The organism is Thalassotalea montiporae (genome assembly GCF_053485855.1).
Genome location: NZ_JBQRUO010000003.1, coordinates 53,985 through 78,283, shown reverse-complemented (window position 1 = coordinate 78,283; position 24,299 = coordinate 53,985). Strand labels below are relative to the sequence as shown.

The 24,299-nt window shown below is 43.4% G+C and carries 24 protein-coding genes; 19 read left to right on the top strand and 5 right to left on the bottom strand.

Annotated features, from left to right (window positions below):
* Positions 1-8: 8 nt before the first annotated feature.
* Positions 9-1,028: a 3-deoxy-7-phosphoheptulonate synthase gene (aroF, locus tag ACSLUR_RS11005; protein ID WP_448554507.1), complete on the bottom strand. Its 1,020-nt coding sequence runs from the start codon at positions 1,026-1,028 to the stop codon at positions 9-11.
* A gap of 482 nt (positions 1,029-1,510) precedes the next feature.
* On the opposite strand from aroF, the gene rnm reads away from it, so the two are divergent.
* The 12 genes from rnm to ACSLUR_RS10945 all read left to right on the top strand — a co-directional run bounded on the left by rnm (position 1,511) and on the right by ACSLUR_RS10945 (position 12,932).
* Positions 1,511-2,398, top strand: coding sequence for an RNase RNM (gene rnm, locus ACSLUR_RS11000; RefSeq protein WP_448554505.1), 888 nt, complete (start codon positions 1,511-1,513; stop codon positions 2,396-2,398).
* 130 nt (positions 2,399-2,528) lie between these two features.
* Positions 2,529-3,152, top strand: a complete 624-nt coding sequence (locus ACSLUR_RS10995; protein WP_116000734.1) for an L-threonylcarbamoyladenylate synthase — start codon at positions 2,529-2,531, stop codon at positions 3,150-3,152.
* A 42-nt stretch (positions 3,153-3,194) separates the two neighbouring features.
* Positions 3,195-3,971 (top strand): segregation and condensation protein A, encoded by a 777-nt coding sequence (locus ACSLUR_RS10990; protein ID WP_448554503.1) that lies wholly within the window; start codon positions 3,195-3,197, stop codon positions 3,969-3,971.
* Positions 3,972-3,984: 13 nt separating this feature from the next.
* A complete protein-coding gene (scpB, locus tag ACSLUR_RS10985) occupies positions 3,985-4,611 on the top strand; it encodes an SMC-Scp complex subunit ScpB (protein WP_448554501.1) in 627 nt (208 codons plus the stop codon).
* A 110-nt stretch (positions 4,612-4,721) separates the two neighbouring features.
* Positions 4,722-5,585, top strand: a complete 864-nt coding sequence (gene rluB, locus ACSLUR_RS10980; protein ID WP_116000731.1) for a 23S rRNA pseudouridine(2605) synthase RluB — start codon at positions 4,722-4,724, stop codon at positions 5,583-5,585.
* Between the two features lie 254 nt (positions 5,586-5,839).
* The gene (rnd, locus tag ACSLUR_RS10975; protein ID WP_448554498.1) at positions 5,840-6,979 is read left to right on the top strand and encodes a ribonuclease D; all 1,140 of its coding nucleotides are present in this window, start codon (positions 5,840-5,842) and stop codon (positions 6,977-6,979) included.
* Positions 6,980-7,202: 223 nt separating this feature from the next.
* The gene (locus ACSLUR_RS10970; RefSeq protein WP_116000729.1) at positions 7,203-7,520 is read left to right on the top strand and encodes a YcgL domain-containing protein; all 318 of its coding nucleotides are present in this window, start codon (positions 7,203-7,205) and stop codon (positions 7,518-7,520) included.
* Between the two features lie 236 nt (positions 7,521-7,756).
* The gene (locus ACSLUR_RS10965) at positions 7,757-8,749 is read left to right on the top strand and encodes a lytic murein transglycosylase (RefSeq protein ID WP_448555101.1); all 993 of its coding nucleotides are present in this window, start codon (positions 7,757-7,759) and stop codon (positions 8,747-8,749) included.
* A gap of 57 nt (positions 8,750-8,806) precedes the next feature.
* Complete coding sequence (locus ACSLUR_RS10960) at positions 8,807-9,484, top strand: fumarylacetoacetate hydrolase family protein (RefSeq protein ID WP_448554496.1); 678 nt, start codon at positions 8,807-8,809, stop codon at positions 9,482-9,484.
* 146 nt (positions 9,485-9,630) lie between these two features.
* On the top strand, positions 9,631-10,191 hold the full coding sequence (locus ACSLUR_RS10955) for a YcgN family cysteine cluster protein (protein ID WP_448554494.1): 561 nt from the start codon (positions 9,631-9,633) through the stop codon (positions 10,189-10,191).
* A gap of 333 nt (positions 10,192-10,524) precedes the next feature.
* Positions 10,525-11,166, top strand: a complete 642-nt coding sequence (locus ACSLUR_RS10950; protein WP_448554492.1) for a hypothetical protein — start codon at positions 10,525-10,527, stop codon at positions 11,164-11,166.
* A gap of 377 nt (positions 11,167-11,543) precedes the next feature.
* Positions 11,544-12,932 (top strand): M20/M25/M40 family metallo-hydrolase, encoded by a 1,389-nt coding sequence (locus ACSLUR_RS10945; RefSeq protein ID WP_448555099.1) that lies wholly within the window; start codon positions 11,544-11,546, stop codon positions 12,930-12,932.
* A gap of 101 nt (positions 12,933-13,033) precedes the next feature.
* Here the strand turns inward: ACSLUR_RS10945 and ACSLUR_RS10940 are convergent, their stop codons facing one another.
* Both ACSLUR_RS10940 and ACSLUR_RS10935 read right to left on the bottom strand, forming a co-directional pair.
* On the bottom strand, positions 13,034-13,579 hold the full coding sequence (locus ACSLUR_RS10940) for a DUF2306 domain-containing protein (protein ID WP_448554490.1): 546 nt from the start codon (positions 13,577-13,579) through the stop codon (positions 13,034-13,036).
* Positions 13,580-13,703: 124 nt separating this feature from the next.
* Positions 13,704-14,870, bottom strand: coding sequence for an alpha/beta hydrolase-fold protein (locus tag ACSLUR_RS10935; protein ID WP_448554488.1), 1,167 nt, complete (start codon positions 14,868-14,870; stop codon positions 13,704-13,706).
* Between the two features lie 229 nt (positions 14,871-15,099).
* Between ACSLUR_RS10935 and ACSLUR_RS10930 the strand changes: the two genes are divergently transcribed.
* Entirely contained in the window at positions 15,100-17,292 is a 2,193-nt protein-coding gene (locus ACSLUR_RS10930; protein ID WP_448554486.1) for a winged helix-turn-helix domain-containing protein, read from the top strand.
* A 48-nt stretch (positions 17,293-17,340) separates the two neighbouring features.
* Here ACSLUR_RS10930 and gcvA read toward each other — a convergent pair whose 3' ends face one another.
* A complete protein-coding gene (gene gcvA, locus ACSLUR_RS10925) occupies positions 17,341-18,258 on the bottom strand; it encodes a transcriptional regulator GcvA (protein ID WP_448554484.1) in 918 nt (305 codons plus the stop codon).
* Between the two features lie 307 nt (positions 18,259-18,565).
* On the opposite strand from gcvA, the gene ACSLUR_RS10920 reads away from it, so the two are divergent.
* The 6 genes from ACSLUR_RS10920 (at position 18,566) to ACSLUR_RS10895 (ending at position 23,568) form a co-directional block, all read left to right on the top strand.
* Positions 18,566-19,339 carry an SDR family NAD(P)-dependent oxidoreductase gene (locus ACSLUR_RS10920; protein WP_448554482.1) on the top strand — a complete coding sequence of 258 codons (774 nt, stop codon included), beginning with the start codon at positions 18,566-18,568 and terminating at the stop codon, positions 19,337-19,339.
* 102 nt (positions 19,340-19,441) lie between these two features.
* Complete coding sequence (locus tag ACSLUR_RS10915; RefSeq protein WP_448554480.1) at positions 19,442-20,125, top strand: cupin domain-containing protein; 684 nt, start codon at positions 19,442-19,444, stop codon at positions 20,123-20,125.
* On the top strand, positions 20,118-21,305 hold the full coding sequence (locus ACSLUR_RS10910) for a flavin monoamine oxidase family protein (protein ID WP_448554478.1): 1,188 nt from the start codon (positions 20,118-20,120) through the stop codon (positions 21,303-21,305). Before ACSLUR_RS10915 ends, ACSLUR_RS10910 begins: the two co-directional genes overlap by 8 nt.
* A 45-nt stretch (positions 21,306-21,350) precedes the next feature.
* Positions 21,351-21,761: a disulfide bond formation protein B gene (locus ACSLUR_RS10905; RefSeq protein ID WP_448554476.1), complete on the top strand. Its 411-nt coding sequence runs from the start codon at positions 21,351-21,353 to the stop codon at positions 21,759-21,761.
* Positions 21,762-21,770: 9 nt separating this feature from the next.
* A complete protein-coding gene (locus ACSLUR_RS10900; protein WP_448554474.1) occupies positions 21,771-23,018 on the top strand; it encodes an MFS transporter in 1,248 nt (415 codons plus the stop codon).
* Between the two features lie 25 nt (positions 23,019-23,043).
* Entirely contained in the window at positions 23,044-23,568 is a 525-nt protein-coding gene (locus ACSLUR_RS10895) for a carboxymuconolactone decarboxylase family protein (RefSeq protein ID WP_448554472.1), read from the top strand.
* Between the two features lie 77 nt (positions 23,569-23,645).
* Here the strand turns inward: ACSLUR_RS10895 and ACSLUR_RS10890 are convergent, their stop codons facing one another.
* Complete coding sequence (locus ACSLUR_RS10890; RefSeq protein WP_116008531.1) at positions 23,646-24,170, bottom strand: gamma carbonic anhydrase family protein; 525 nt, start codon at positions 24,168-24,170, stop codon at positions 23,646-23,648.
* Positions 24,171-24,299 lie beyond the last annotated feature (129 nt).

Genomic DNA, 24,299 nt, shown 5'->3' with positions numbered 1-24,299 from the left:
TTCGTATCTTAAGCTGACAAGCTTTTGCCTGCGGCTTGCACAAAGGGCTTAATATCGGCCATTAGCTTGGCAAAATCATCGGCGGTTAATGCTTGATGCCCGTCAGAAAGCGCTGCTTTCGGATTTAAATGGGCTTCAACAATAATGCCGTCAGCGCCAACTGCCGCGGCAGCGCGCGATAAAGGATTAATCAGGGATTTTACGCCAGTGCCATGTGATGGGTCTACTAGAACTGGTAAATGGGTTTTTTCTTTCAACAAGGCAACGGCATTTAAATCAAGCGTATTACGAGTGGCCGTTTCAAAGGTGCGAATACCGCGTTCGCATAAAATCACATTCGGATTCCCTGCGTTGATAATGTACTCAGCAGCCAATAGCAATTCTTCGATGGTCGCGCTCATACCGCGTTTCAATAGTACCGGTTTTTTCTCAGCACCAACGGCTTCTAGTAAGCGGAAGTTTTGCATATTACGGGCGCCGATTTGGAAGCAATCAATGTAATCTGCCATCAATTTGGCATCACTTGGGTCGATAATTTCTGAAACGGTTGGCAGGCCATAAGCTTGCTTGGCAGCTTTTAACAGCTTTAAGCCTTCTTCACCTAGCCCTTGGAAGCTGTATGGGCTGGTGCGCGGTTTAAACGCGCCGCCGCGAAGCAGGGGAACGCCGTGGCCTTTGATCATCTCTGCCACGCTAAATAATTGCTGCTCTGATTCCACCGAGCAAGGGCCTGCAATCACAGTAAAATTGCCACCACCAATTTTTACTCCACCGATGGAAACAATTGAGTCATGCGCTTGTAGTTCACGGCTAACGAGCTTGTATGGGCTAAGGACAGGTTTGACTTCATCCACCATAGGGTAGGCGTCTAAATGAAGTTGGTTAAGAATGCGTTCATCGCCAAGGGCGCCTAATACCGTGCGCTCAATGCCTGGCATGTATAAAGGTTTTAGCCCAAGTGAGGCTATTTTATCGAGAATTTCGTTTGCGTCCGCTTCGGTTGCTTGCGGCTTAAGTACAATAATCATGGTTTATTTGATCCTATGTGTGATTTTACTTTGAGTTGTCATCCGGCATAAATGGGCTGAAGCCACCAAATAAACCAACTTTTTACTTTGGTTGTTAACATTGCTGTTTTCCTTTTAACGCTGTTTGCGTTTTAGTTTCTTTCTTTTGAATAATTTAGGTTTAAAATTTTTTCTTGCTTAAAACGAGAAAACCCGCCAGTAGGCGGGTTTTCGGAATCTTTTCTTGTTACACAGTTTTCACATCATGCACAAAAGCTCACAACCCACCTACGTTGGATTATGCCACCACCAAATTGCTTGTAATGATTGTTGTGCTTGTGTCATCGCTTGCTGCTTTATTTCTTTTAATCGTTTTAATTTGTGTTTAACTAATTTTTACTTATCTAAGTGTTTAGTTATGAAAAATCACTTTATTCTCGTAGAATAAAAGCCCTAATAGAAGACATCAATTCTGTTTTTATGTCAACACCTGATTTTATTTTATGTCATTAATTGCACCAGAAAGCTCTGCACCTGCTGAAAAAGCAAGCAAACCTTTGCGCTTTGATTTACATTCCCACACCAACTTTTCCGATGGCAAGTTATCACCGCAGGAGCTAGTGGAGCGAGCGGTAAACTTTCAACTGGATGTATTGGCCATTACTGATCACGATACGGTGGCAGGGCTTGAGGTCGCAAAGCAGCATATTAGTGAGCAAGCACTGCCATTAAGCTTGGTATCGGGTATAGAAATCTCTACGATGTGGCAGAATTTTGAAATTCATATTGTTGGCCTGAACATAAACCCAGAAAGCCAAGCGCTGCAAGCCTTGATCAGCGAGCAGCAACACGCCCGTGAATCGCGTGCCTTACAAATGGGTGAGAAACTCGCCAAATGCGGCTTTCCTGACATGCTGAAAAAAGCTAAGGCGCTGGTCGGTGAAGGGACGATCACCCGTGCGCACTTTGCCCGTGTACTGCATAACGAAGGGCAGGTAAGCACTATGCAATCAGCGTTTGATAAGTATATCGGCAAAGGAAAACGCGCTTTTGTAAAACCATTGTGGTGCGATATTGCAAAAGCCGTCGATGTGATTCATCAAGCAGGCGGCGTAGCAGTGTTGGCGCATCCTATGCGTTACGATATGACCTCGAAATGGTTACGTCGCCTGATTTTAGATTTTAAAGCGGCAGGTGGTGACGGTATGGAAATTGTGCTACCACAAATGAATCCAGACCAAAGGCGACTTATGCTAACCTTTTGTCTAGAATATGATTTATATGCATCGCTTGGCTCAGATTTTCATTATCCGAGTAAGTGGAGCGACTTAGGGCGCAATTTAATCATGCCGGAGCAAGTCAAACCGATTTGGCAGTTATTTGGCCATTAAATCTCGGGATATGCTCAGTGCTAGTGAATTAATGCATTCAAGCAACATATTCCAATAACACATTTACTAAATACATAAACTAAATAAATGCTCACTGGTAACCGCAGCGAGTGACACTAAGGTACCTGTTATGAGTCAGTTTTTTTACGTACACCCAGAAAACCCGCAAGGGCGTTTAATGAAGCAAGCGGCAGCCATGATCAAAGAGGGCGCCGTCGTGGTTTACCCGACCGATTCAGGCTATGCACTTGGTTGTCACTTAGGGGACAAAAAAGCGTTAGAGCGTATCTGCCAAATTCGCCATATCGATATGGATCACGATTTTGCCTTAGTTTGTCGCGATTTATCTGAGCTTTCAGAATATGCGAAAGTGGATAACACAGCATTTCGTTTAATGAAAAACAATACGCCGGGCGCTTATACCTTTATCTTCAAAGCGACTAAAGAAGTTCCGCGCCGCCTGATGAATCCGAAAAAGAAAACCATCGGTATCCGCATCCCAGACAACGCAATCGCACAAGCCCTTTTGGAAGAATTGGGTGAGCCGTTAATGTCGACCACCTTAATTATGCCGGGTGAGGCGATGGCGGAATACGACCCAGAGCATATCCGCGATATTCTTGAAAAGCGCGTCGATTTAATTCTTAACGGGGGTTACTTGGGCGAACACCCAACGACGGTTATCGACTTCTCCGAAGGTGAGGTGGAAATCTTACGTGTTGGCGAAGGCGATGCTGAGCCATTCTCTTCATAAGCTAGCTGCCAAGTAAAACAAGTAAGACAAGTAATAGGCGATATGGAACAGCAAGAATTACCCCTTGCAATGATCAGGGGGGAAGCATTCGTTGATAAACCCTCAGATCTGTATATTCCCGATGCGGCGTTAGAAATTCGTTTAGATGAATTCGAGGGGCCGCTTGATTTATTGCTGTACCTGATCAAAAAACAAAAGTTTGATATCGCCGACTTGCCGATAGCGCCAATCACCGCCCAGTATTTTAGTTATATTGAGCAAATGGAACAGCAACAAATGGATTTGTCAGCCGAATACTTAGTGATGGCAGCAACCCTCGCTCATATTAAATCCAAATTGCTGCTGCCTACTATTGAAGTGGAAGAAGACGAAGACGATCCGCGTGCTGAACTGGTCAAACGCTTGCAGGAATATCAGCAAATTAAAACTGCCGCTTATGAGCTTTCGCATTTACCGCGAGAAGAGCGTGATTTCTTTATTAAAGGCTATGGCGAGCTACACGAACAGCCAACCAAGTTTGATGAAGTATCACTCGCCGACTTAGTGAGTGCTTTTCAGCGGGTGCTAAAAAGCCAAGCCAATTTTGAGCATCACCACGTGCAACGGGAAGCGATTGCTACTCACGTTAAAATGGCACACATTTTATCGGTGTTGGCGTCAACGGTAGAGCCGAAGACTTTGGTGCAATTGCTGATCATTGAAGAAGGGCGTCAAGGCGCAGTGGTAACATTTCTGGCGCTACTGGAATTATTAAAACTACAAAAAATTAGCTGCGACATAGTGGCTGAACAGCTTTATGTGCAACTAAATACAGCTTAACTTATAACAACCAATGACAACTGAAATCGACACACCAGCCAGCAATAATACAACCAACAACAATACAACTAAGCTCAGCGCCATGCTCGAAGCTTTGATTTTCGCCGCAGAAAAACCCTTAACGCCAAAGCAGTTGCGCAGCTATATTCAAGAGCAAACGGGGCGAGGCTTCACTTTAAAAGCGATTAAAGACGAGCTGGCAGAGCTAGTTAATACATATCAACATCGCGGTATTCAATTGGCAATGGTGGCTGGCGGTTATCGTTTTCAAACAAATACTGCAGTAAAACCATTAATTCAGTCGATCCAAAAAGAGAAAACCAGTAAAATCTCGCCGGCGATGATGGAGACCCTAGCAGTAATTGCCTATAAGCAACCCATCACGCGCGCAGAAATTGAAGAAATTCGCGGAGTTGCGGTAAGTAGTTATATAATAAAAACACTTACTGAACGCGCTTGGGTAAAAACTGACGGTTATAAAGAGGTGCCAGGTCGACCAGCACTTTATGTCACAACACCTGAGTTTTTAGCGTATTTTGGCTTGAACTCCCTAACTCAGCTGCCTGAGTTAATGCCAATTAGTCAAGCCGATCATGCTAGCCATGCTGTTGAAGCGTCGCTACTGGAGCAAGAGAGCTAGCAAGAATAGTAGCAATCCAGCTCACAAGCAGTAACTAAAAGCAGCACAAAACAAATATGTTGTTAATGAGTCAGAAGTGCCTAACTACTGACGTATCGAGATAAAGACCTATGTCTGAAAAATTACAGAAAGTGCTTGCGCGAGCAGGTAAAGGATCCCGCCGAGAAATGGAAGCGGTGATCAGCGCAGGACGCGTCAGTGTGAACGGTAAAACAGCATTCCTTGGCGATCGTGTCGAAGGAACCGAGCAGATACGAGTTGACGGTCATCAGGTCAACATCAAACCCGAGCAAGAGCAAATTTGTCGCGTGTTAATGTACAACAAGCCGGAAGGTGAAATGTGTACGCGCAAAGATCCAGAAGGTCGCCCAACGGTATTTGATCGCCTACCACCGTTAGAAAGTGGTCGCTGGATTGCCGTGGGTCGTTTAGATATTAACACCTCGGGTATGTTGTTATTCACCACAGATGGTGAACTTGCCAACCGTTTAATGCACCCATCACATAAAATTGAACGTGAATACGCAGTGCGCGTATTCGGTGAAGTCGACGAAGCCATGTTGCAGCGTCTACGCCACGGGGTAAAACTGGAAGATGGCCCAGCCAAGTTTCAAAAAATTATGTATCGCGGTGGTGAAGGTCGTAACCACTGGTTCCATGTGGTGCTTTCAGAAGGTCGTAATCGCGAAGTTCGCCGTTTATGGGAAAGCCAAGACGTGCAGGTTAGCCGCTTAATTCGCGTGCGCTACGGTGATATCGAGTTGCAACGTCAACTGCCCGTGGGCGGTTGGACTGAGCTTGGCTTAAAAGACGTTAACTACTATCGCAAAGCGGTACAGCTTGCGCCAGAAACCGAATCGAAAGTAAAAGTGAACGAGAAGATGATCGACAACGCTAAGAACCGCCGTATTCGTCGCAGCGTTAAGAAGCATCAACAACGTCATAAACAATCGGTACGCCGCAACCGCAAATAGCTTTTTATTTTAAGCGCTTATGGCTAGCGCTTGTTGCAAAAAATAGCCAAATTAACAAAACAGCCCTTCTGCTTGCAGATGGGCTGTTTTAGTTTCTGGCGTAACTTGCTATTCTTCATTCCCTTAAAAGCGCCTGACTGGTTCTTTTTAACGAGAGAAATTGGCACTCAGTAAATGTGTAGTCGAATGCAACCAGTAAAGCGTTTAGTTAATCAAGCGATATAAATATTCAGAATTTAAAAAGGTGTGCTTGCGTGCAAAAACGTTTTATCCAAACCCAAGCCGAATTTACTGCCCTATGTGAATCATTATCAGCCGCAAAGCTGCTAACCGTGGATACCGAGTTCGTTCGTACTCGAACCTTAGTGCCTAAGCTTGGTTTATTGCAAGTGTGCGATGGCGAGCAAGTCGCGCTGATTGACCCATTGGCATTAGACGATTTATCACCTTTTTGGCAATTGCTGGAAAACCCTGCTATCACCAAAGTGTTGCATGCGTGCTCTGAAGACTTAGAGGTTTTTCTGACCGCAGGTGCTAAGCCGCCACAAAACCTCATTGATAGCCAAGTGATGATGACTTTCTTAGGCCATGGCTTATCGCTGGGTTATGCGGCCATGGTTAAGCATTATTTAGATATTGAGCTGGATAAGTCGGAATCTCGCACCGATTGGACGAAGCGACCATTGACTGATAATCAGCTGAAATACGCTGCCGCCGATGTTGAGCATTTGTACACGCTATTTCCTAAGTTATTGGCTGATATTGAAGCAAAAGGCTGGTTAGCGGCGAGCCAGCAAGAGTCAGCCAATATGATCGCGAAAAAGTATCAGGCAATTGATCCAGACACGCTGTATCAAAACGTGAAACAGGCGTGGAAGTTATCACCTAAGCAGCTTAACAACCTTAAATTTTTAGCCAGTTGGCGCTATCAAAAAGCGGTGAAGAAAGATCAGCCACTCAGCTTTATCGCAAAAGATCACACCTTACAGCTAGTGGCGCAGCGTTCGCCGATGAGTGTCCGTGCGATGGCCAATATTGAAGGGGTAGAAGCGCTAGATGTGCGTTATCAAGGTAAGGCGATGATTAACGTGCTCAAGCAAGCAGCACAAACGCCAGAAGACGCATACCCTGCAAAACTTCGCCGTTTAGACGAATACCCAGGTTACAAACAAACCTTTAAGCAGGTAAAACACTTTTTACAGCAAGTGGCAGATAAGCACGAGTTGGCGATTGAATGTTTGGCCTCGAAGAAACAAATTAACCAGTTTTTATCGTTTTATTTTAAATTGAACGGCGCTGACCAATCACCAGCGGCAGTTGATTTGATCAACTCATGGCGTAAGCCAATTGCAGGTGAAGCGCTAATCGAGTTTGCCGATGGTGGTTTTAAGTAGCCATTGTTTTAAGTAGTCATTGTTTTAAGTCGTTAGGGATTCAAAAAACAATCTCACTTAGCACCCGCTAGCTGCTAATCCTACATCTAATTAATAGCGCCGAATCATCACCGTTTGGCGCCACCTCAATTGTTAACAATTATCAGCCACTAATGATAAACATACACAGCGCGACATGTTATATTGCGGCCTCTATTGTTTTTCCATGAATAGGCTGACAAAAATGCCAATTGCGCCGACTGGATTATGTGCGGTTTACCGTAGTCCGAAAAAAGACCAAACCTACCTGTTTATTAACAAACGCGACGATTTCTCTGATGTGCCTGAAGCCTTGATGAAAACCTTTGGCACACCTGTGTTAGTGACCATGGTGAACTTAACCAAGCAGGAAAAGCTAGCACTGGCAGATATTGATAAAGTGAAAGAAAGCTTGAGTGAACAAGGTTTTTATCTTCAACTACCACCACCACAAGAAAATTTGCTCGACCAACATAAAGAAATGTTAAAGCAACAAGGCAAAACTATTGCTTCGGAAGAGTAATTGCCTCGGAATAATAAGCTGGCATGCTGCTATTCCAGTAAGCACTATGCCTATATAAAAAAGAGCTAAATAGAGCCAGCAAGTAAAAATTACCCAATATTAGCAGCCCCGAATATTAAAAATAAAAAGGACGCGTAATGAATCGTTTTTATCATCAAATTATCAAGAGTCGTATTCTTAAAACTGCCTCAGTAATTGCTATGTTAGCGGGCTCGGTAAGTTTACCTCAACTAGCGATGGCAAACGCTGATTATGTCGCTAATCAAGAGCAAACCAAGCCAAGCTATGAAACTTATGTTGAGCAGTTAAAAACAGAAGCGCTAGCCAAAGGCTTTAGCCAAGCCTTTGTTGACCAAACCTTTGCCAATATCACCTTTTATAAGCGCGCGGTAAAAGCGGATCGCAATCAGCCAGAGCGCGTTGAAACCCTTGATACCTACTTACCAAAGCGCTTACCAAAGTGGAAAATTGATCGCGCCCGTAAGCTTTATAAAGGGCACAAAGAGCTATTGACTAAAGTGGGTGAAGAGTACGGCGTTCAACCGCGGTTTATTGTCGCGTTATGGGGGCTGGAAACCAACTTTGGCAAAATTATGGGTAACTACAATGTTGTTTCTGCGCTATCAACGCTTGCCTATGAAGGTCGCCGCGAAGCCTTCTTTAAAAAGCAACTTTGGGCAGCTTTAACCATTTTGGATGAAGGTCATATCAAAGTTGAAAATATGAAAGGCTCTTGGGCTGGTGCCATGGGACAAAACCAATTTATGCCAACCTCATTTATCAGCTACGCGGTTGATGGTGATGGCGATGGTAAAAAAGATATCTGGGGTAATCAGGCAGATGTATTTGCTTCTATGGCAAACTACCTAAAATCTGAAGGTTGGAATGATGACCTAACTTGGGGCAGACAAGTGAAATTACCTGAAGATTTCGATATTTCACTGGCGATCCCTAAAAATACCGGCAGTCGCAAAAACTGGCTAAAAGCATGGGCAAATACCGAAAAAACTTTGCAAGAATGGCAAGAACTAGGCATTCGTCGTACCGATGGTACCGCACTGCCAAAAGTCGATATTAAAGCTGCACTGGTTTTCCCTGACGATGAAAAAGGGCGTGCTTACCTAGCTTACGATAACTACAAAAGCTTAATGCACTGGAACTTGTCGTACTACTTTGTTAGCTCGGTAGGGCACTTATCAGATCATATAAAGTTTCCGCCAATTAAATAGTTAGCACTAATATACCAATAGTTGTTGTTCTGGAAGGTTGAGTAGCAGGAGTAGTAAATGATAAACAATTATCAACATAAGGATATTAGCGGCGCAGCGATTGATTTGCCTATTGGCAAAGTCGTTTGTGTTGGTCAAAACTATCTTGATCATATTCAGGAAATGAACAGCATTGCCAACGAAGAGGCGGTGCTGTTTTTAAAACCAAATACGGCGCTTTGCGCATTGGCTGAGCCTTTGGTTATTCCTGACGATCGCGGTGAATGCCATAACGAAGTGGAAGTGACGATTCTGATCAAAGAAACCCTGTCTAACGCTTCAGTTGAAGAAATTGATGCTGCGATTTGGGGCTGCGGCATCGGTTTAGACTTAACCTTGCGCGATGTACAAAAAGAGTTAAAGCGATTAGGTCGCCCATGGGAGCGTTCTAAGTCGTTTGATTTATCAGCGCCAATGTCACCGTTTATAGCGCTTGAAGAGATTAAGGCGCAAGGTCATGACTTAACGAGTATTGCTTTTGATTTGAGCGTAAATAATGCGCTTAGGCAGCAAGGCAATACTGAACTGATGATGCGCAGCATTCGCGATTTATTAGTGATTATTAGCCGCGAGTTTACCTTATTGCCGGGCGATATTGTGATGACAGGCACGCCAAAAGGCGTTGCGCCACTTGTTAGCGGCGATCAGCTAGACTTAAACATACTCAACCAGCAATTTTCAACACAAGTTGCTTAACTTAAATAAGCTGAAGCCGATTATCGCAATCGGCTTCGCTTAAGTAGCTTGGTTAAATAGGATAAAACAAGAAAGAATCATCGCCGCAGAGTGTGTATAATGCGCCGCTCTTAATTTTCTATATCCAATAGGCAGACACAGCAATTATGGCGAAGCAAGCAAAATCAGCTAAACCAAAGAAACCAGCAGTAAAAAATACGCCCGATATTAAACCATTTTGGGAAGTGAAATCGCTGGAAGAAATGACTCGACAAGAGTGGGAGTCATTATGTGACGGCTGTGCCAAATGTTGTCTGCACAAATTTATTGAAGACGATGAAACGGAAGAAGAAGACGAGCTAAAACCTACCGACTATATCAACGAGGGCGAGCAAATGTTGTATTCCAATATTGCTTGCCACCTACTCAATGATAAAACCTGTGGTTGTACCCAATACGCAAAACGTACCCAACTAGTACCAGAATGCGTGCGTTTAACCCAAGACAACTTAGACGATGTGTTCTTTATGCCACCAAGCTGCACTTATCGCCGCTTGCGTGAAGGCCGCGGCATGCCAAGCTGGCACCCACTGCTGCATAAAGGCAAAAAAGCAGCCATGCACAAAGCAGGGATGTCGGTGCGAGGTAAAATCATCAAAGACAATGAAGTCGACTTATCGTTTTATGAAGACTATATCGTTACTTGGCCACTGGATGATATTGATTAGGTTAAAAAACTAAGCTGCACTTTATAACCGTCGATTGCTCATTATCTCAGCTACGCTCGGTTAGTTGACGTTTTCAGTTTCGAAGTAAGTTTTGTTTTCAAAGCTTCAATTTTATTATTTTGTACTCTTGCGTTAATGTACTAATGTATTTGCATGTTCCTGCTAATTGTTGATGGTTTCTACAATCCTTTAAGATCAAGCGGTTAAGAAATAAATATTAACGGTTTGTTTTGATTATGTCCTTTATTTAACAAAGGCTGTATTGAATCTGAGGTTGTCTAGGAGCTCTTTCGTAGGAACAAAATAAATGTATAAATATGATAAGGATGTCAAATGTCAGAAAGTTTAACTAAGAAGTTGGATGTACCGACTTCAACAGGTGATACACTTTTATTAAGTCTAGCTACTAAATGCCATGGGCCTCATGACACTAGTCCGTACTGGTTTGATAAAGAAATTAATAAACCTATTAGTATTAGTGCATTTGAAAAACGCTTTGAAAGTAAACAGCCTTTTTATTATTGGACCTTAGATTTCTTTGCAATTCCAACTGATGGTCGCCTAAAGCCTGCACTAGAATCGTTAAATAAGTCCTGTCTTTGGCGTTTTCTTATCACTTTAAAAGCAGCTAAGGAAACAGTTATTAAGTTGCAAAAAGCCCAAATTTCTTCTGATTATGAGAATATAGAGTACTGCGCTGGAGCCCCTACTATTTTTGTAAAAAAACAATCGGATCAAATCAGTATTTCATTATTAATTAGCAATGCGGGAGCTAAAGGGGCCCACATTTACTTTGATATTGATAATTTTTTTAAATTGATTGAGGTGATTGAATTGGCACAAATCTCAGGAGAGCTATTAATAAAAGAAATAGAAGCATTATCTCCATTAAAAAAGGTTCCGGTTATTACGAAATCCATCGAAAGCAAAGAGTCTATGAGTTTTTGGCGTAAATTAAGGCATATATTTTCTTAAGTTAATACACTACTTTGAGTATTAGCTTGTAACAGTATAGCGACTAACATTGCTTAATCATGACTCTCGCTTTATGTTGAGAGTCGCTAATCAAGTAGAGGCTATCAAACGTCAGCTTTAAAAAACATCTTTTATATTAGGGAGTATTACCACTTCAACTCGCTCTAACATGCACTAGGCTTAAACTCATTCACGCAGAAGTTAGTCTATGACCTCCTATAATCGATAGTTAAGACTAAATAGAACTTCCCAAAAAATTGGCGTCAGCACTGCTAACGTTATAGACTTTGCCTCTTTCTAATAAAAATAATGTAAAGATTATAGTTTCACCCCATGGAGCAAAAATGAAATTATTAAAAAACGCACCGCTCAAAGCTATGTTAGGTGGTGCTTTGTTAGCTGTGGCGAGTATGCCGCTATTCGCTGGTGAATCGCCGATTACGCCAGCACAAAAAGAAACTGCGCAGCAGTTGATGGCAACAGCGCTTAAAAGCGAGCTGGGTTTTAGCATTGTTGAGTCATTAACGACGGAAATTGGCCCGCGCCTAGGTGGTTCTGAAGCTGAAAAGCGTGCACGTGACTGGGGTGCGAACTTAGGTAAAGAGTTAGGTTTTGACAAAGTTGCGATTGAAGAATTCACCATGCCGTTTTGGGATCGTGGTCATTTACACATCGCGCTAACATCACCTTACAACCAAGAATTATACGGGTCAGCACTTGGCGGTGCCGCGCCAAGTGAAAAAGAAATTAATGCACCGATTGTTTACTTTCGAGATATTCACGCATTAACGGCGGTTAAAGATGACAGCTTAAAAGGTAAAGTCGCCTTTGTTGATGGCGAGCCTATGGTGAAAAGCCAAACAGGTGCTGGCTACGGCCCGTCAAACCAAAAACGTCGAATTGGCTGGCAACATGCTGAGCGCGGCGGTGCTAGTGCACTAGTGATTCGCTCTGTTGGCTCTGATTCTCACCGTTTCCCGCATACTGGCATGATGAGCAAAAATGGCGATAAATGGGCGAATATCCCAGTGATTGCGATTTCTAACCCTGATGCCGACCACTTACGCCGTTTACACAACCTAAACAAGCCACTAGCGATTTCACTTCACTCTGGCTCTGATTGGAAAGGCGAAGTTACCAGCGGTAACGTTGTACTCGATATCATTGGCAGTGAAAAGCCTGAGGAAATTGTGTTAATTGGCGGTCACTTGGATAGCTGGGATTTAGGCACTGGCGCAGTTGACGATGGTGCTGGCGTGGCGATCACCACTGCCGCAGCTAAGTTAATTGCCAACTTACCTAAGCGCCCGAAACGTACCATTCGCGTGGTAATGTTTGGTGCTGAAGAAGTGGGCTTATTAGGCGCATTTGCTTACGCGAAAAAGCACGAAGCAAACCTTCACAATCACGTATTAGCGACAGAGTCTGACTTTGGAGCGCGCAATATCTGGCAACTGGTTTCTAACGTTAACCCAGAAGCGACCAAGCTAGTTGATGAGATTGCTAAAATTATTGCACCGTTAGGCATTGTTCGCGGCGGTTCAGACGTTAAAGGCGGCGGTCCAGATATAATTCCATTGGATAACAAAGGCGTGCCAACAATTCGCTTAAGCCAAGAAGGTACAGACTACTTTGATTTACATCATACGCCGGATGATACGTTAGATAAAATCAACCCAGACGAATTAGCACAAAACGTTGCCGCATATGCCGCAACTATTTATCTATTCGCTGATACCGATGTTGATTTAAAAGCGAAACGTTAATCTGATTTTATTAATCATAAAATATGGAAAGGAAGGCTAAGTGCCTTCCTTTTTTATGTTTGTAACTTATTTGAACAGACTCACTTTATTGGCGACAAGCACTAGGCAACTGTGAGTCTTTTTCGCCATACGCGAAACAGTAATTCTGCAATAAACATCACAATGCCCATAATGGCAAATGCCCAGATAACACTGTGATTTGTGGCGAGAGCAGTTTCCTTAACGGCTTGTCGGTCAGCGACAAGCATAATACTTGGCAATCTCACCATCACTTCAGCGATAAAAGCGGCGACTAAACCAACGTAGCTCCAGTACGTGAATGCAAAGTGTTGCATCAGCCAATTATCTTTATTGCTGCTAGACAACTTACTAAAGAATCGAGCAGACAAGGGGTAATAAATTGCTAGTAGAGTGGTTGGCAAACTGAGCAGTATAAACAGGTGAAACAACCCAATATTGCCAGACATATTGGTGATTGGTATCGCACTGACATTAACCACAAGCATACTAACGATATACGTATAACCTAATGTTTTATGCCGAGCATTACCTTTTGTTGAGGCAAGTACTGTCGCACCAGTGATAAGTGCGACAACCGCAGCTAATGTATGAATTGCTCCAATTGGCTCGTTGATAAAATTGTCCATAGCCTACCTTCCCGTGAATAGAGATAAATTGTTATCAACATTCTAGAAACTAGGCGTTATTTTTAGGACGTCATGACAACGTTACCGACAAGACAATTACCCGACATACAGGCGATAAGCACTGCTAATGCGCTTTTTCCCTTAGCCCCAGCAGGTGAGTTTTATAAGTTTTAAATGCGTTGTTTTCGACATTTTCTATCTGGCTTAGCGACAAAGCCTTATCCACCATTTCAATTGCCTTGTTGGGCTCATTATTCATTTCGTGTACCTGTGCTAGACGAAAATAAGCGTCTGAATTGTTGGGGTAGGCATCGATGTATGCTTCAAATATTTGAATGGCTTTTACGAATTCTTTTTCCTTTAAAGCAGCGTAAGCAAGATTTTTATACGTTTGGTAGCTTGGCTTGAGTGCTGAGCCATACTGCTTGGCAGCTTCTTTGTAGAATTGCAAAACAGCCTCTAAGCCCTGGTTAATATCAGTTTGCGGAGGCGATAAGTGTTTAAATAGTTGAGTAAAAGCTTGGTTATGGCCAACAAGGGCAGTGGTGTTATGGCCTTCCTGCTCGATTAAATCGGCGTGGTAACCAAAGCGTTGCCGAGCGGTACTTTTCAGTAGCTCTTTATACTGCTGAAAGCTAGCCAACATATGACCACCTTCATTGCCCATGTTGGTATACAAATAGTTGTTTAATGGCTGTTTACCTGCGTAAAACGTTTTTGCATTCTTTATGACGGTCTTTTCGTGCCACCATAAACTCGGGCTAAAGGCAAAGTGCGCTTGAAAGAGTGATGGCCTTGTTTGTAGCGAGTATATTGCCAGTAAACCACTGAGCGAGTGCCCTGAGATGATATCGAAGCCGTTAGTGCGATACTTTTTGTTCACATAAGGAAAAAGCTCTTGGTCGATAAAGTCGAGAAATTTATCAGCACCGCCAGAAACTCCCCATCGGTTGTAGCTCTCGTCATATGTTGGGGTGAAATCGCGTGTACGATGTGTGTTCTTAATCGCAACAATGATCATTTCGTCAGCCATGTGAGACTGATTGAGTAAATCTAACGTGCCGACGACATGTTGAAAGTTTCTTTGACCATCGAGCAGGTACAGCACAGGGTAATTGCGGCTTTTGTTTAAATTATAGCTATTAGGTAGCTGTACGATTAAGTCACGTTGCTCGTCGAGTATTGTTGAGTAAAGCCCATCAAGTGTTGAGCTGCCTCTTACCTTTGCTTGTGCGTTATGTATTAAGGCCAATAGGGTTAATGTTATCACTATGATGAGGTTTTTAGTCATTAGATCTTCCTGCTTGTTAACTCACTTAAATGTGCAGAGCTACCCTTGCTTTTTTTCAACGAAAAATAATGAAAAACAGAGGAAAAAAGGTGATGAAAAGGTGAATTTGGCTATTTGATGATGGTGTTCCAAGCGTGAACGTGGCCTAACTTAGTGTTTTTCCCATCTTGAGGAGCGTGTGGTAAGCTCAAAATAGGTCAATTATTTTTAGTTATTAATACAATACCTTATGAAGCAAGTTGGTGAGTTTGTCGTTGATGTTGAGCAGGGAATTTTACGACACAAGGAAACACAGCAAGAGATTATAATTGAGCCAAAGTTGTTTGAGCTTTTGCTGCTGTTTAGTGCACAGCCCAATAATCTTGTGTCACGACAAAATATCCTCGACAAGCTTTGGAAAGGGGCGCTAGTTACTGATAATGCCATTAATAAACAGGTTGCAAACTTGCGTAAAGCGCTGGGCGATGATGTTAAAAACCCTCGCTATATTCAGACGGTGCCAAAGCGTGGCTATCGGTTAATTTGCGGAGTTGTTGCGGGCGATGAGATTAACCATAGTGAGCAAGCTGATTGTGTGACCCGCTCAATTAGTCAGTCAATTAGCCAATCCACTAGCCACCCCGTTAGCCAATCGAAGGAACGATTGAATAGGCTTGCAGAAAAGCCACACCAAACCCTCATAGCGATATTTATATTCATACTAATGGCCTCTGTTTTTTTCATGGTTTATCGCAGCATCGGTATTGAAAATAATAAAAGTTATTCTTCAAAAGCGCTGACACGGACATCCGGCATTGAAAGCTCTGCGCGTATGCACCCAAATGGTAAACATCTTTACTACTTGAAAAAAAGTCTGAAAAAACGTTTAAAAAGAAGGCAGAGTGGCAGCGAATATGAGCTTTGGGTTAAAAATTTAGATACTTCAACGCTCAAACAAATCGACACCAATGAGCACAACATCAGCCAAATTATCGCTATCGTTTTGGGTGAAGCAGGCCAAACTACCGAGCTATTTTTTCTCGACAAACAGCAACGGCGCTGCGCGGTATATCGCGCTGAGCTTTCTTCGCCTAGTCAAACCAAACAACGGTTAAGTGCAACTGAACAATTATTCGATTGCAGTGATAAGCGCTTAAAAGATATCGACTACAACGCGCAGCAACAAAAGCTGTACTACGCAGCTCAACCAAAAAATTTTTGGCCGAATCAAATTTATGCTTTTGATATAGCAAGTAAAGCACATCATTTGGTTTCTCAAGTTGAACCTGATGGTTGGGGGCATCACAGCCTTGATATTTCTCCTGATGGCGAGAAGCTATTGATCATGAGCACGGATAGCGATTTTAAAACGCAGCTTTTGTCGATCAATCTGAGCAGTGGCAAGGTTACCGAAGGAGTTAAGTTCAACCAGCCTGTTTACGAGGCGATTTGGCACCATGATTCCACGCAAGTTTATTACTACGGCGCACCGCCAGTAAATCAAATTTTGAAAAGTGAACTAAGTGGCGATAACGCGAGTGTGGTTATCAATACCGCTGAGCGGCTATCGTCAGGCATGTCGTTGTTTCCCGATGGCAAAAATATTGTATTTAGCACGGAGCAAAAAAATTATAACCTTAGATGGTTGGATGCTGAGAATAATGGTGTTGCTATTGATAACTCAAGGGTAAATGATATTTATCCTGCGCTGTTTCACCAAAGCGAAAAGCACTTATTTATATCGGAGCGCAATGGCTATCGGCAGCTGTTTTCATCCGATCATAAAGCCAACTATGCCCAGGCGGTAAGCAATTTTGCTCAGCCTTATTGGATAGGGTATTTGGCTGTTTCTGCCGATGATTCGCATATCTTGCTCAACGCCCGAAACCAAGTGTACTTGTTACCCATTGAAACGCTCATGGGTGGCCTGCCAATCACTGAGTTATCGGAACAGTACCTTTTATACACGAGCACAGATCCAATTATTTCTTTGGACTTTTTAGGTGATAGCAGCGCTGCAATTACCGCCGTCAACAGTGGTAATCCTGAATTAATAGTTATTGATTTAGAGAATAAAAGTATTGTTCAGCAGGATGGTTTATGGGCATATGGATTAACGGATAGTGAGAATTCTGACCACTACTATCTCATTGAGCAAAAGAGCAATAATTTATATCGCGTTGACCTCGAAGATAACACCTTGGTCGCGATGAATATATCGCTGCCAGTGGGTTTCTATCATGTGAAAGTAGACAATGGCACGCTGTATTACGTTCTTAGTGAAAATGAAAAAGAGTACATAAATACCATTTCTTTGAAAAACGCAGGTTCAAAAACTAAACATTTTGTTCAAGGGTTTTCGAGCTACGATGTCGCTAACGGAAAAACTATTGTCAGTGATATAGATAGCCTAGAAGGAGATATTCATCGAACACTTCATTAGGTATGTTTGCGACTATCTTCGGTTATTCGCTTTAATGGCCAATATCAATTAGGTGCTTTGCCGACTTTCTTGATAAAGCCACTCTCTAAACGCTTTTACTCTGGCAAGTTCGGCATTTTCAGGGCGATAAACAATATAGTAGGCAAGTGGTGAGTCAAAATGCGTTTGAGGAAACAAGCGAACTAAGCGCCCTGCAGCGATATCATCATGTGCCATAACACTGCGTGCCAGAGCAATACCACTGCCGTCTATTGCAGTTTGTAGCACCGCTGCGGAGTTATTAATGTGAATATTTTTAGCGCCTGTTTTTTGTTTTATGCCCGCCCGTTTAAGCCATTCTTGCCATGTTGGAAAGCCAGTAAATTCGTCTAGCGATAAGTCGTGAATTAAGGTTTGTTTCAGCAGTTCATTAACATCATTTAAGCTATTTTCTCTCTTAAACAGGGCAGGCGAGCACACCGGGTACACTTCTTCTTCCATTAATTTTTCCGCGATTAATCCTTGCCAGTCGCCGCGTCCGTAACGCACGCCAATATCCACTCTTTGCACGGCAAAGTCGACAGGTTTCATGGTAGTTTCCAAGCGAACATCGGTATCTGGGCAAACTTCCTGAAAACGATTCAGTTTTGGCAATAACCATTTAGCCGCAAACGCAGGGCTAGCGGTAAGGGTTAAGACACCACTAACTGAATTCTCTTGCAGGCGCTCAAGCCCTAGCTGCAACTTATCAAAGCCAGCGCGAATATCGGGCAGGGCTCTCTCGGCTGTTTCTGTGGGAATAAGCCTAACTTTGCCGGTTTTCATACGAATAAATAATGGCGCGTCTAACCATTCTTCCAATGAGCGTACTAATTGCCCTACTGCTGCCGAGGTGACGTGGAGTTCTTCTGCCGCAGCGGAAAAACTTTTATGCCTAGCGCTCGCTTCAAATGCTCGAAGTGCGTTGAGATGTATAGGTAATTTCATGCGTTAAATATTTTCTTTATCGTGGTGTTAGATTATCTCGTTTGTGAAGTGAAGTAAATCGGTGAAAAATACACCCGAATTCGAAGTTGCTGACTTTTTAAAGGCATTAGCTGCCAAAATAATTTAGCTCAACTTCAGGTAAACACTATTTAGCAGTTGCACTGTAAAAGCTTTTCTTTTTCGTATGTGCAAGTAAAACATGGCAAGCGCCATTAAATATTAACTTTGCCGGATTAGTTAATTCATTGCTCAGGGCGAGCCAGAGTACAGCAAAAACACGGCAAACAGATGAAAAGGTAGATTGAAAATGAGTAACGAATTTGCAGGTAAAAAATTATTAGTGATTGGCGGCACCAGCGGCATGGGTTTAGAAACCGCTCGCAAAGTGTTAGCAGCTGGTGGCAAAGCCGTGGTAGTTGGTCATCGCGCTGAAAAAGCCGAAGCAGCACGTCAAGAGCTGTCAGCACTGGGTAACGTAGAAGCATTAACTGCCGACTTAACCAGTGAAGCTGGCGTTCAAGCTCTGTTAACCGCGATTGACGAAAAACACGCCGATGTTGATTTATTGGTAAACGCAGCGGGTGTTTTCTTCCCTAAGCCATTTTTGGAGCATGCTGGTAGCGATTACGATCAGTACATGAGCATTAACCGTGCATTTTTCTTTATCACCCAAAAAGTGGCAGCTAACTTAGTGGCGAACAAACGCGCTGGTGCCATTGTTAATGTGGGTTCAATGTGGGCAAAACAGGCTATTGCGGCAACACCATCATCGGCGTATTCAATGGCGAAAGCAGGTTTGCATTCGTTAACGCAGCATTTAGCGATGGAGCTTTCTGCTAATAACATTCGCGTAAACGCGGTATCGCCTGCGGTAGTACAAACACCAATTTACGAAGGCTTTATTCCAAAAGAAGAAGTAAACGATGCCATGCAAGGCTTTAATGGTTTCCACCCGATTGGTCGTGTTGGCACGCCGGAAGACGTCGCAAATAGTATCGTATTCTTATTGTCGGAGCAGGCGAGTTGGGTAACGGGCGCCGTTTGGGATGTTGATGGCGGTGTAATGGCTGGTCGCAACTAATTTAGCTCAGCGATTTCGTTCTAAACCCTCTTAAAGTTAAAGGGCGACAGATCATAAACCAATTGTCGCCCTTACGTTTTTACTGTTTCTAGTGAGTTATCTATGCATATCAATGCCGACTTTAATCAAAGTGCGTATGCCGCAGCTACCGAGCAACGCTGGACTCGTTCTACTCAGCAAGGTGTTGACCGTGTAATGCTGGATCGAATTGGCGATGAAAAAGCACGAGCAACCAGTATTGTCCGTTATGCGCCAAAGTCGTTCTTCCCAAGCCATTCGCACCCTGGTGGTGAGGAAATTTTGGTGTTGTCAGGCACATTTTCTGACGAATCAGGTGATTATTCCGAAGGCTGGTATTTACGTAATCCGCCTGCTTCTGTGCATCAGCCATTTAGTGAGCAAGGATGCGCGATTTTCGTCAAGCTTTGGCAAATGGATGATTGCGAGAATGAGACAGTACGCATTAATACACTAGACAAAGCTAATTGGGTAGTTGAAAACGGACGTGCTGTTTGCAAGCTTTTTGAAAATGACAGTGAAGTCACAATACTTGAAAAGCGCAAAGCGAATGAATCTATATTTGATAACGGTATGCCTGAACAGCCTATTGAGCTTTTAGTGGTCGATGGCAGCTTGTTCAGTAACGAAAAAGAATTCACAAAAGGCAGTTGGCTGCGTCTGCCTAACAGTGAGCAAACAGATATCGTTACGGGAAAAAATGGTGCGACAATTTTTCTAAAACAGGGTGAGTTTAAAAATACTCAATTAGAGGTAACTCGTGATTAAGGCAACGGCTGAAAGTGAAATTACATCGGTAGAACATACTAAAATCGCCATTGTCGGCGGCGGACTAAGCGGTCTATACGCAGCTTATTTACTTGAGCAGCACGGTATTACTGACTATGTGTTGCTAGAGGCAAGAGAGTGGCTTGGTGGTCGAATTGAAAGCCTAACCGTGCAATCAGCGCCAGGTAACGAACAGTTTGATTTAGGACCCACTTGGTATTGGTCGGATTATCAGCCGCAATTAGCAGCGTTGATTAGTGAGCTTGGTTTGGCCAGTTTCGCTCAATATGAGCAAGGGAAAACACTGGTAGAACATACGCACAATCAAACTCCAAACGCGGTGAATGGTTACATTAATGTGCCAACCTCAATGCGTTTAAAAGGTGGCATGTCTTCACTTATTCAAGCGTTAAGCTCATCGTTAACCTCTGCCAATTTGCGACTGGGTACTTGTGTTAAATCCGTTAGTGCTAGAAAAGAGAGCGCCGAAGGCGAAGCGGTAAAAGTTACTTATTTTGACGCTCAAGCGGCGAGCGATAAAACCTTGTTTGCCGAACGAGTGCTGCTGGCGTTACCCCCAAGGCTGGCAACAGCAACCATTGACTTTAGCCCAGCCTTGCCTAACGCGCTTCAACAACAATGGCAATCAACATCAACGTGGATGGCGGCACATGCCAAGTATGTTGCAGTATTTGAACAACCTTTTTGGCGTAAACAAGGGCTTTCAGGTAGTGCACAAAGTCGGGTAGGACCTATGTTGGAAATTCACGATGCGTCGGCAGATTTGTTATCAGATGGCATGAGTGCAAAGGGCAAAGCAGCGGTTTTTGGCTTTATCGGTGTGCCTGCAAATGTTCGTCAATCCATCAATCAAGATGAGTTAATCACCCATTGCAGAAGGCAGTTAGTAAGGCTGTTTGGTGATGAGGCTGCAACGCCAATAGCAGATGCGATAAAAGACTGGTCGCAAGATAACTTTACCGCAACAGCAAAAGATTTAAGTGCGACCCATCAACATCCAAGGGCGCCGAAAAATGCTGCATCAGACGGTGCTTGGCGAGAAAAGCTAGTGGGGATTGGCAGTGAATGGTCGACGCAATTTCCCGGCTATTTGGCGGGCGCGATAGAGGCAGCTTATGAAGGCGTTGAACAGTCGCTACAAATGATACAGCGTCAATAGTTTCCAATATTAATGGTACGTTATCAGAGGATTAAGGTTTTCTTAATGGTTAAGTTAATGAATTTACTAGATTTAGATTTTTACATTAAATATAGAGCTTGGCTGGGACTGTTTGCCGTTTTGGTGTCGATACTGGCATGGAGTGCTGAATTATCAGGGCTTGTTTATGTCTGCCCATATTGTCGTGTACAGCGCACAGTCATTGGTTTATTAGGATTAGTGCTGCTAAGCCCATTACCGAAACACTGGTTAGGGCAATTTGTAGCTGCGGTGATCGGGTTTTTTGGCGCGGTTGTCGCCGCTAATCAGCATTTTATGAGTTGGAAGAAAATATCAGCTGGCACGTTTAGCTTTAAAGAGAACTTAGCGGTTGACCCATTTATTCTCTCTTGCTTGGCGATGACGTTTATTTTATTTCAGTTGCTGATTGTATTCAGAGCTAATATCAGTAAGTAGTGAAAGGTTATGAAAACTCTAAAAGTACATATAGTCGATGCGTTGAAGCGTTATCTTCATACCAATCGAGAATTAGCGCCATTTCGAGGGAACATTTGGAGGTTAGCTCTAGCACAAGCACTGTCAGGCGCGAATAACGTTGTCTTGTTTATTACAGGTGCCATTGTCGGAAACTCGCTTGCACCAACACCATTATTGGCGACATTGCCTGTCTCTCTTTTCGTTATTGGCATGGCGGTATTTGTGCTCCCTGTTGGTGAAATTGCACGTAAATTTGGGCGCAAAACTGCTTTTTCAGTCGGAACCCTTTGCGGCGCACTTACTGGGCTATTGGCTGCATTAGCGATACTTATCAATAGCTTTTGGCTGTATTGCTTTTCCACTTTTGTTGGTGGCGCGTACGCTGCAGTTATTTTATCGTTCCGGTTTGCGGTAACCGATGGGCTGCCAACACCAATGCAAGCGAAAGCCTTATCTTGGGTTATGGCGGGCGGTATTTTCGCTGGCGTTATCGGTGCACAATTAGTTACTTACACGATGCACCTGGATGAATTTATTGGCTTAGACAAAACATTTGTCATCACTTTTATCGCCCAAGCAGTGGTTGCCTTGTTAGCAGGAATGATATTGCGGGGAGTCAACACACAGAAGGTTTCTGTACGTTTGATATCAAGCGAGCGCTCTTTGATTGAAATTGCCGTGCAACCGCGATTTATTTCAGCGGTTGTATGTGGCGCGGCGTCTTATTTGGTGATGAATTTTCTAATGACTTCAGCACCACTGGCGATGCGTATGCACGGTCATGCGCAAGAAGCGGCAAATACAGGCATGCAATGGCACGTTATTGCGATGTACGCACCAAGTTTTTTTACCGGAAATTTAATTGCGCGGTTTGGCGCTGTGCAAATTGCGACACTGGGCATTTTGCTAACGGCAGTATCTGCATTTATTGGCTTTACGGGCGAGAGTGTTTATCACTTTTACGCGCTATTAATCTTGTTAGGCATAGGTTGGAATTTTGGTTTTCTTGGGGCTTCTGCCATGGTGCTTAGCTGTCATCAACCAGAAGAGAAAAACAAAGTTCAGTCGCTTAACGACTTTATCATTTTTGGACTCACGGCTATCGGCTCTTTAGCTTCAGGTGGCGTGCTTAGCAGTTATGGCTGGCAAGTAGTGCTGTGGGTTTCATTTATCCCCTTGGCATTATCCTTTATTGCCATTGGTTTTGTTCAACAATACGCGAAAAAAGCGTCTTAACTATATCAAGAAAGAAATTGAGGTAATGATGACATCATCACGAATTACACCATGGCAAGATGGTGATCCTGTGCCAGCAACCTTGCTAGCAGAAATGCAGGGTCGACGCGCTAATCGCGAGCTGATAGGCATTGACCGGTTATTATTGAAAAGCTTTCCGCTGGCAAAGGGCTGGAATGAATTGCTCGGACGTGTGCGGGCAGAGTTTAGTTTGTCACTGGAATATCGAGAGCTGATCATGCTCAGAGTTGCCGTGTTAAACAAAGCGGATTTTGAGTGGAACGTTCATTACCCTGCTTATTTGGCGGCAGGAGGTAGTGAAGAGAAAGCGGCAGCGTTAAAGGCAGATATTATTGAGCCAAACTTATTCTCTTCAGAAGAACACGCGTTGTTAGCACTTACCGATCAGTCGACAACACAAGTTGCCGTTGAGCAACCACTAATTGATGAGCTTACAAGCTATTTTGGCGAAACGCAGACGGTAGAGGCTATTGCTACGGTAGCAGCCTATAATATGGTATCGCGCTTTTTAGTGGCGCTAGATATATAAGCAGCTAATGTTGGCTGAGCAAATGATTGTGTGTTGTTTGATATTTGCTCAGTCAGTGAGTTAAGCAGCGTGATTTGCTAATCTTCAATCGCCACTAATTCATCAGTATAGCGCTGCCCATTTTGCACATAGTGCTCAGCTGATTGCATCAGTAATTCACGCGTTTTTTCATCAAGTGGCTTAATCACTTTAGCGGGTGAACCTAGCGCTAAATGGCCGTCGGGCACTTCCATACCTTCAGTCACTAAGCTGTTGGCACCAATAATACAACCTTTGCCGATTTTAGCGCCGTTCAGTACAACAGCGTTCATGCCAATCAAACTTAAATCGCCGATGGTACAGCCGTGTAGCATTACTTTATGGCCAACGGTCACTTGCTTGCCAACTTCAATTGGGAAGCCTTTATCAACATGCAAAATACTACCGTCTTGAATGTTGCTGTCTTCACCTATGGTGATCTTATCCATGTCTCCGCGCATCACCACATTAAACCAAATACTGGCATTGGGTTTAAGCTCAACATTGCCAATAACACTGGCATTGGGTGCAATAAAACATGACTGGTCGACGAGTGGAACTAATTTACCTAACTGATAACGCATTGTTATATCACCTGTGAGTAGCTTATTTTTATTGTATTTCAAGCAGTGTACGTAACTTTAATCATCTTGTTAATAGTCATTATTCTGAATTTGTCGTATGAAAAAAAAACGAATAGTGTTAAAACACTA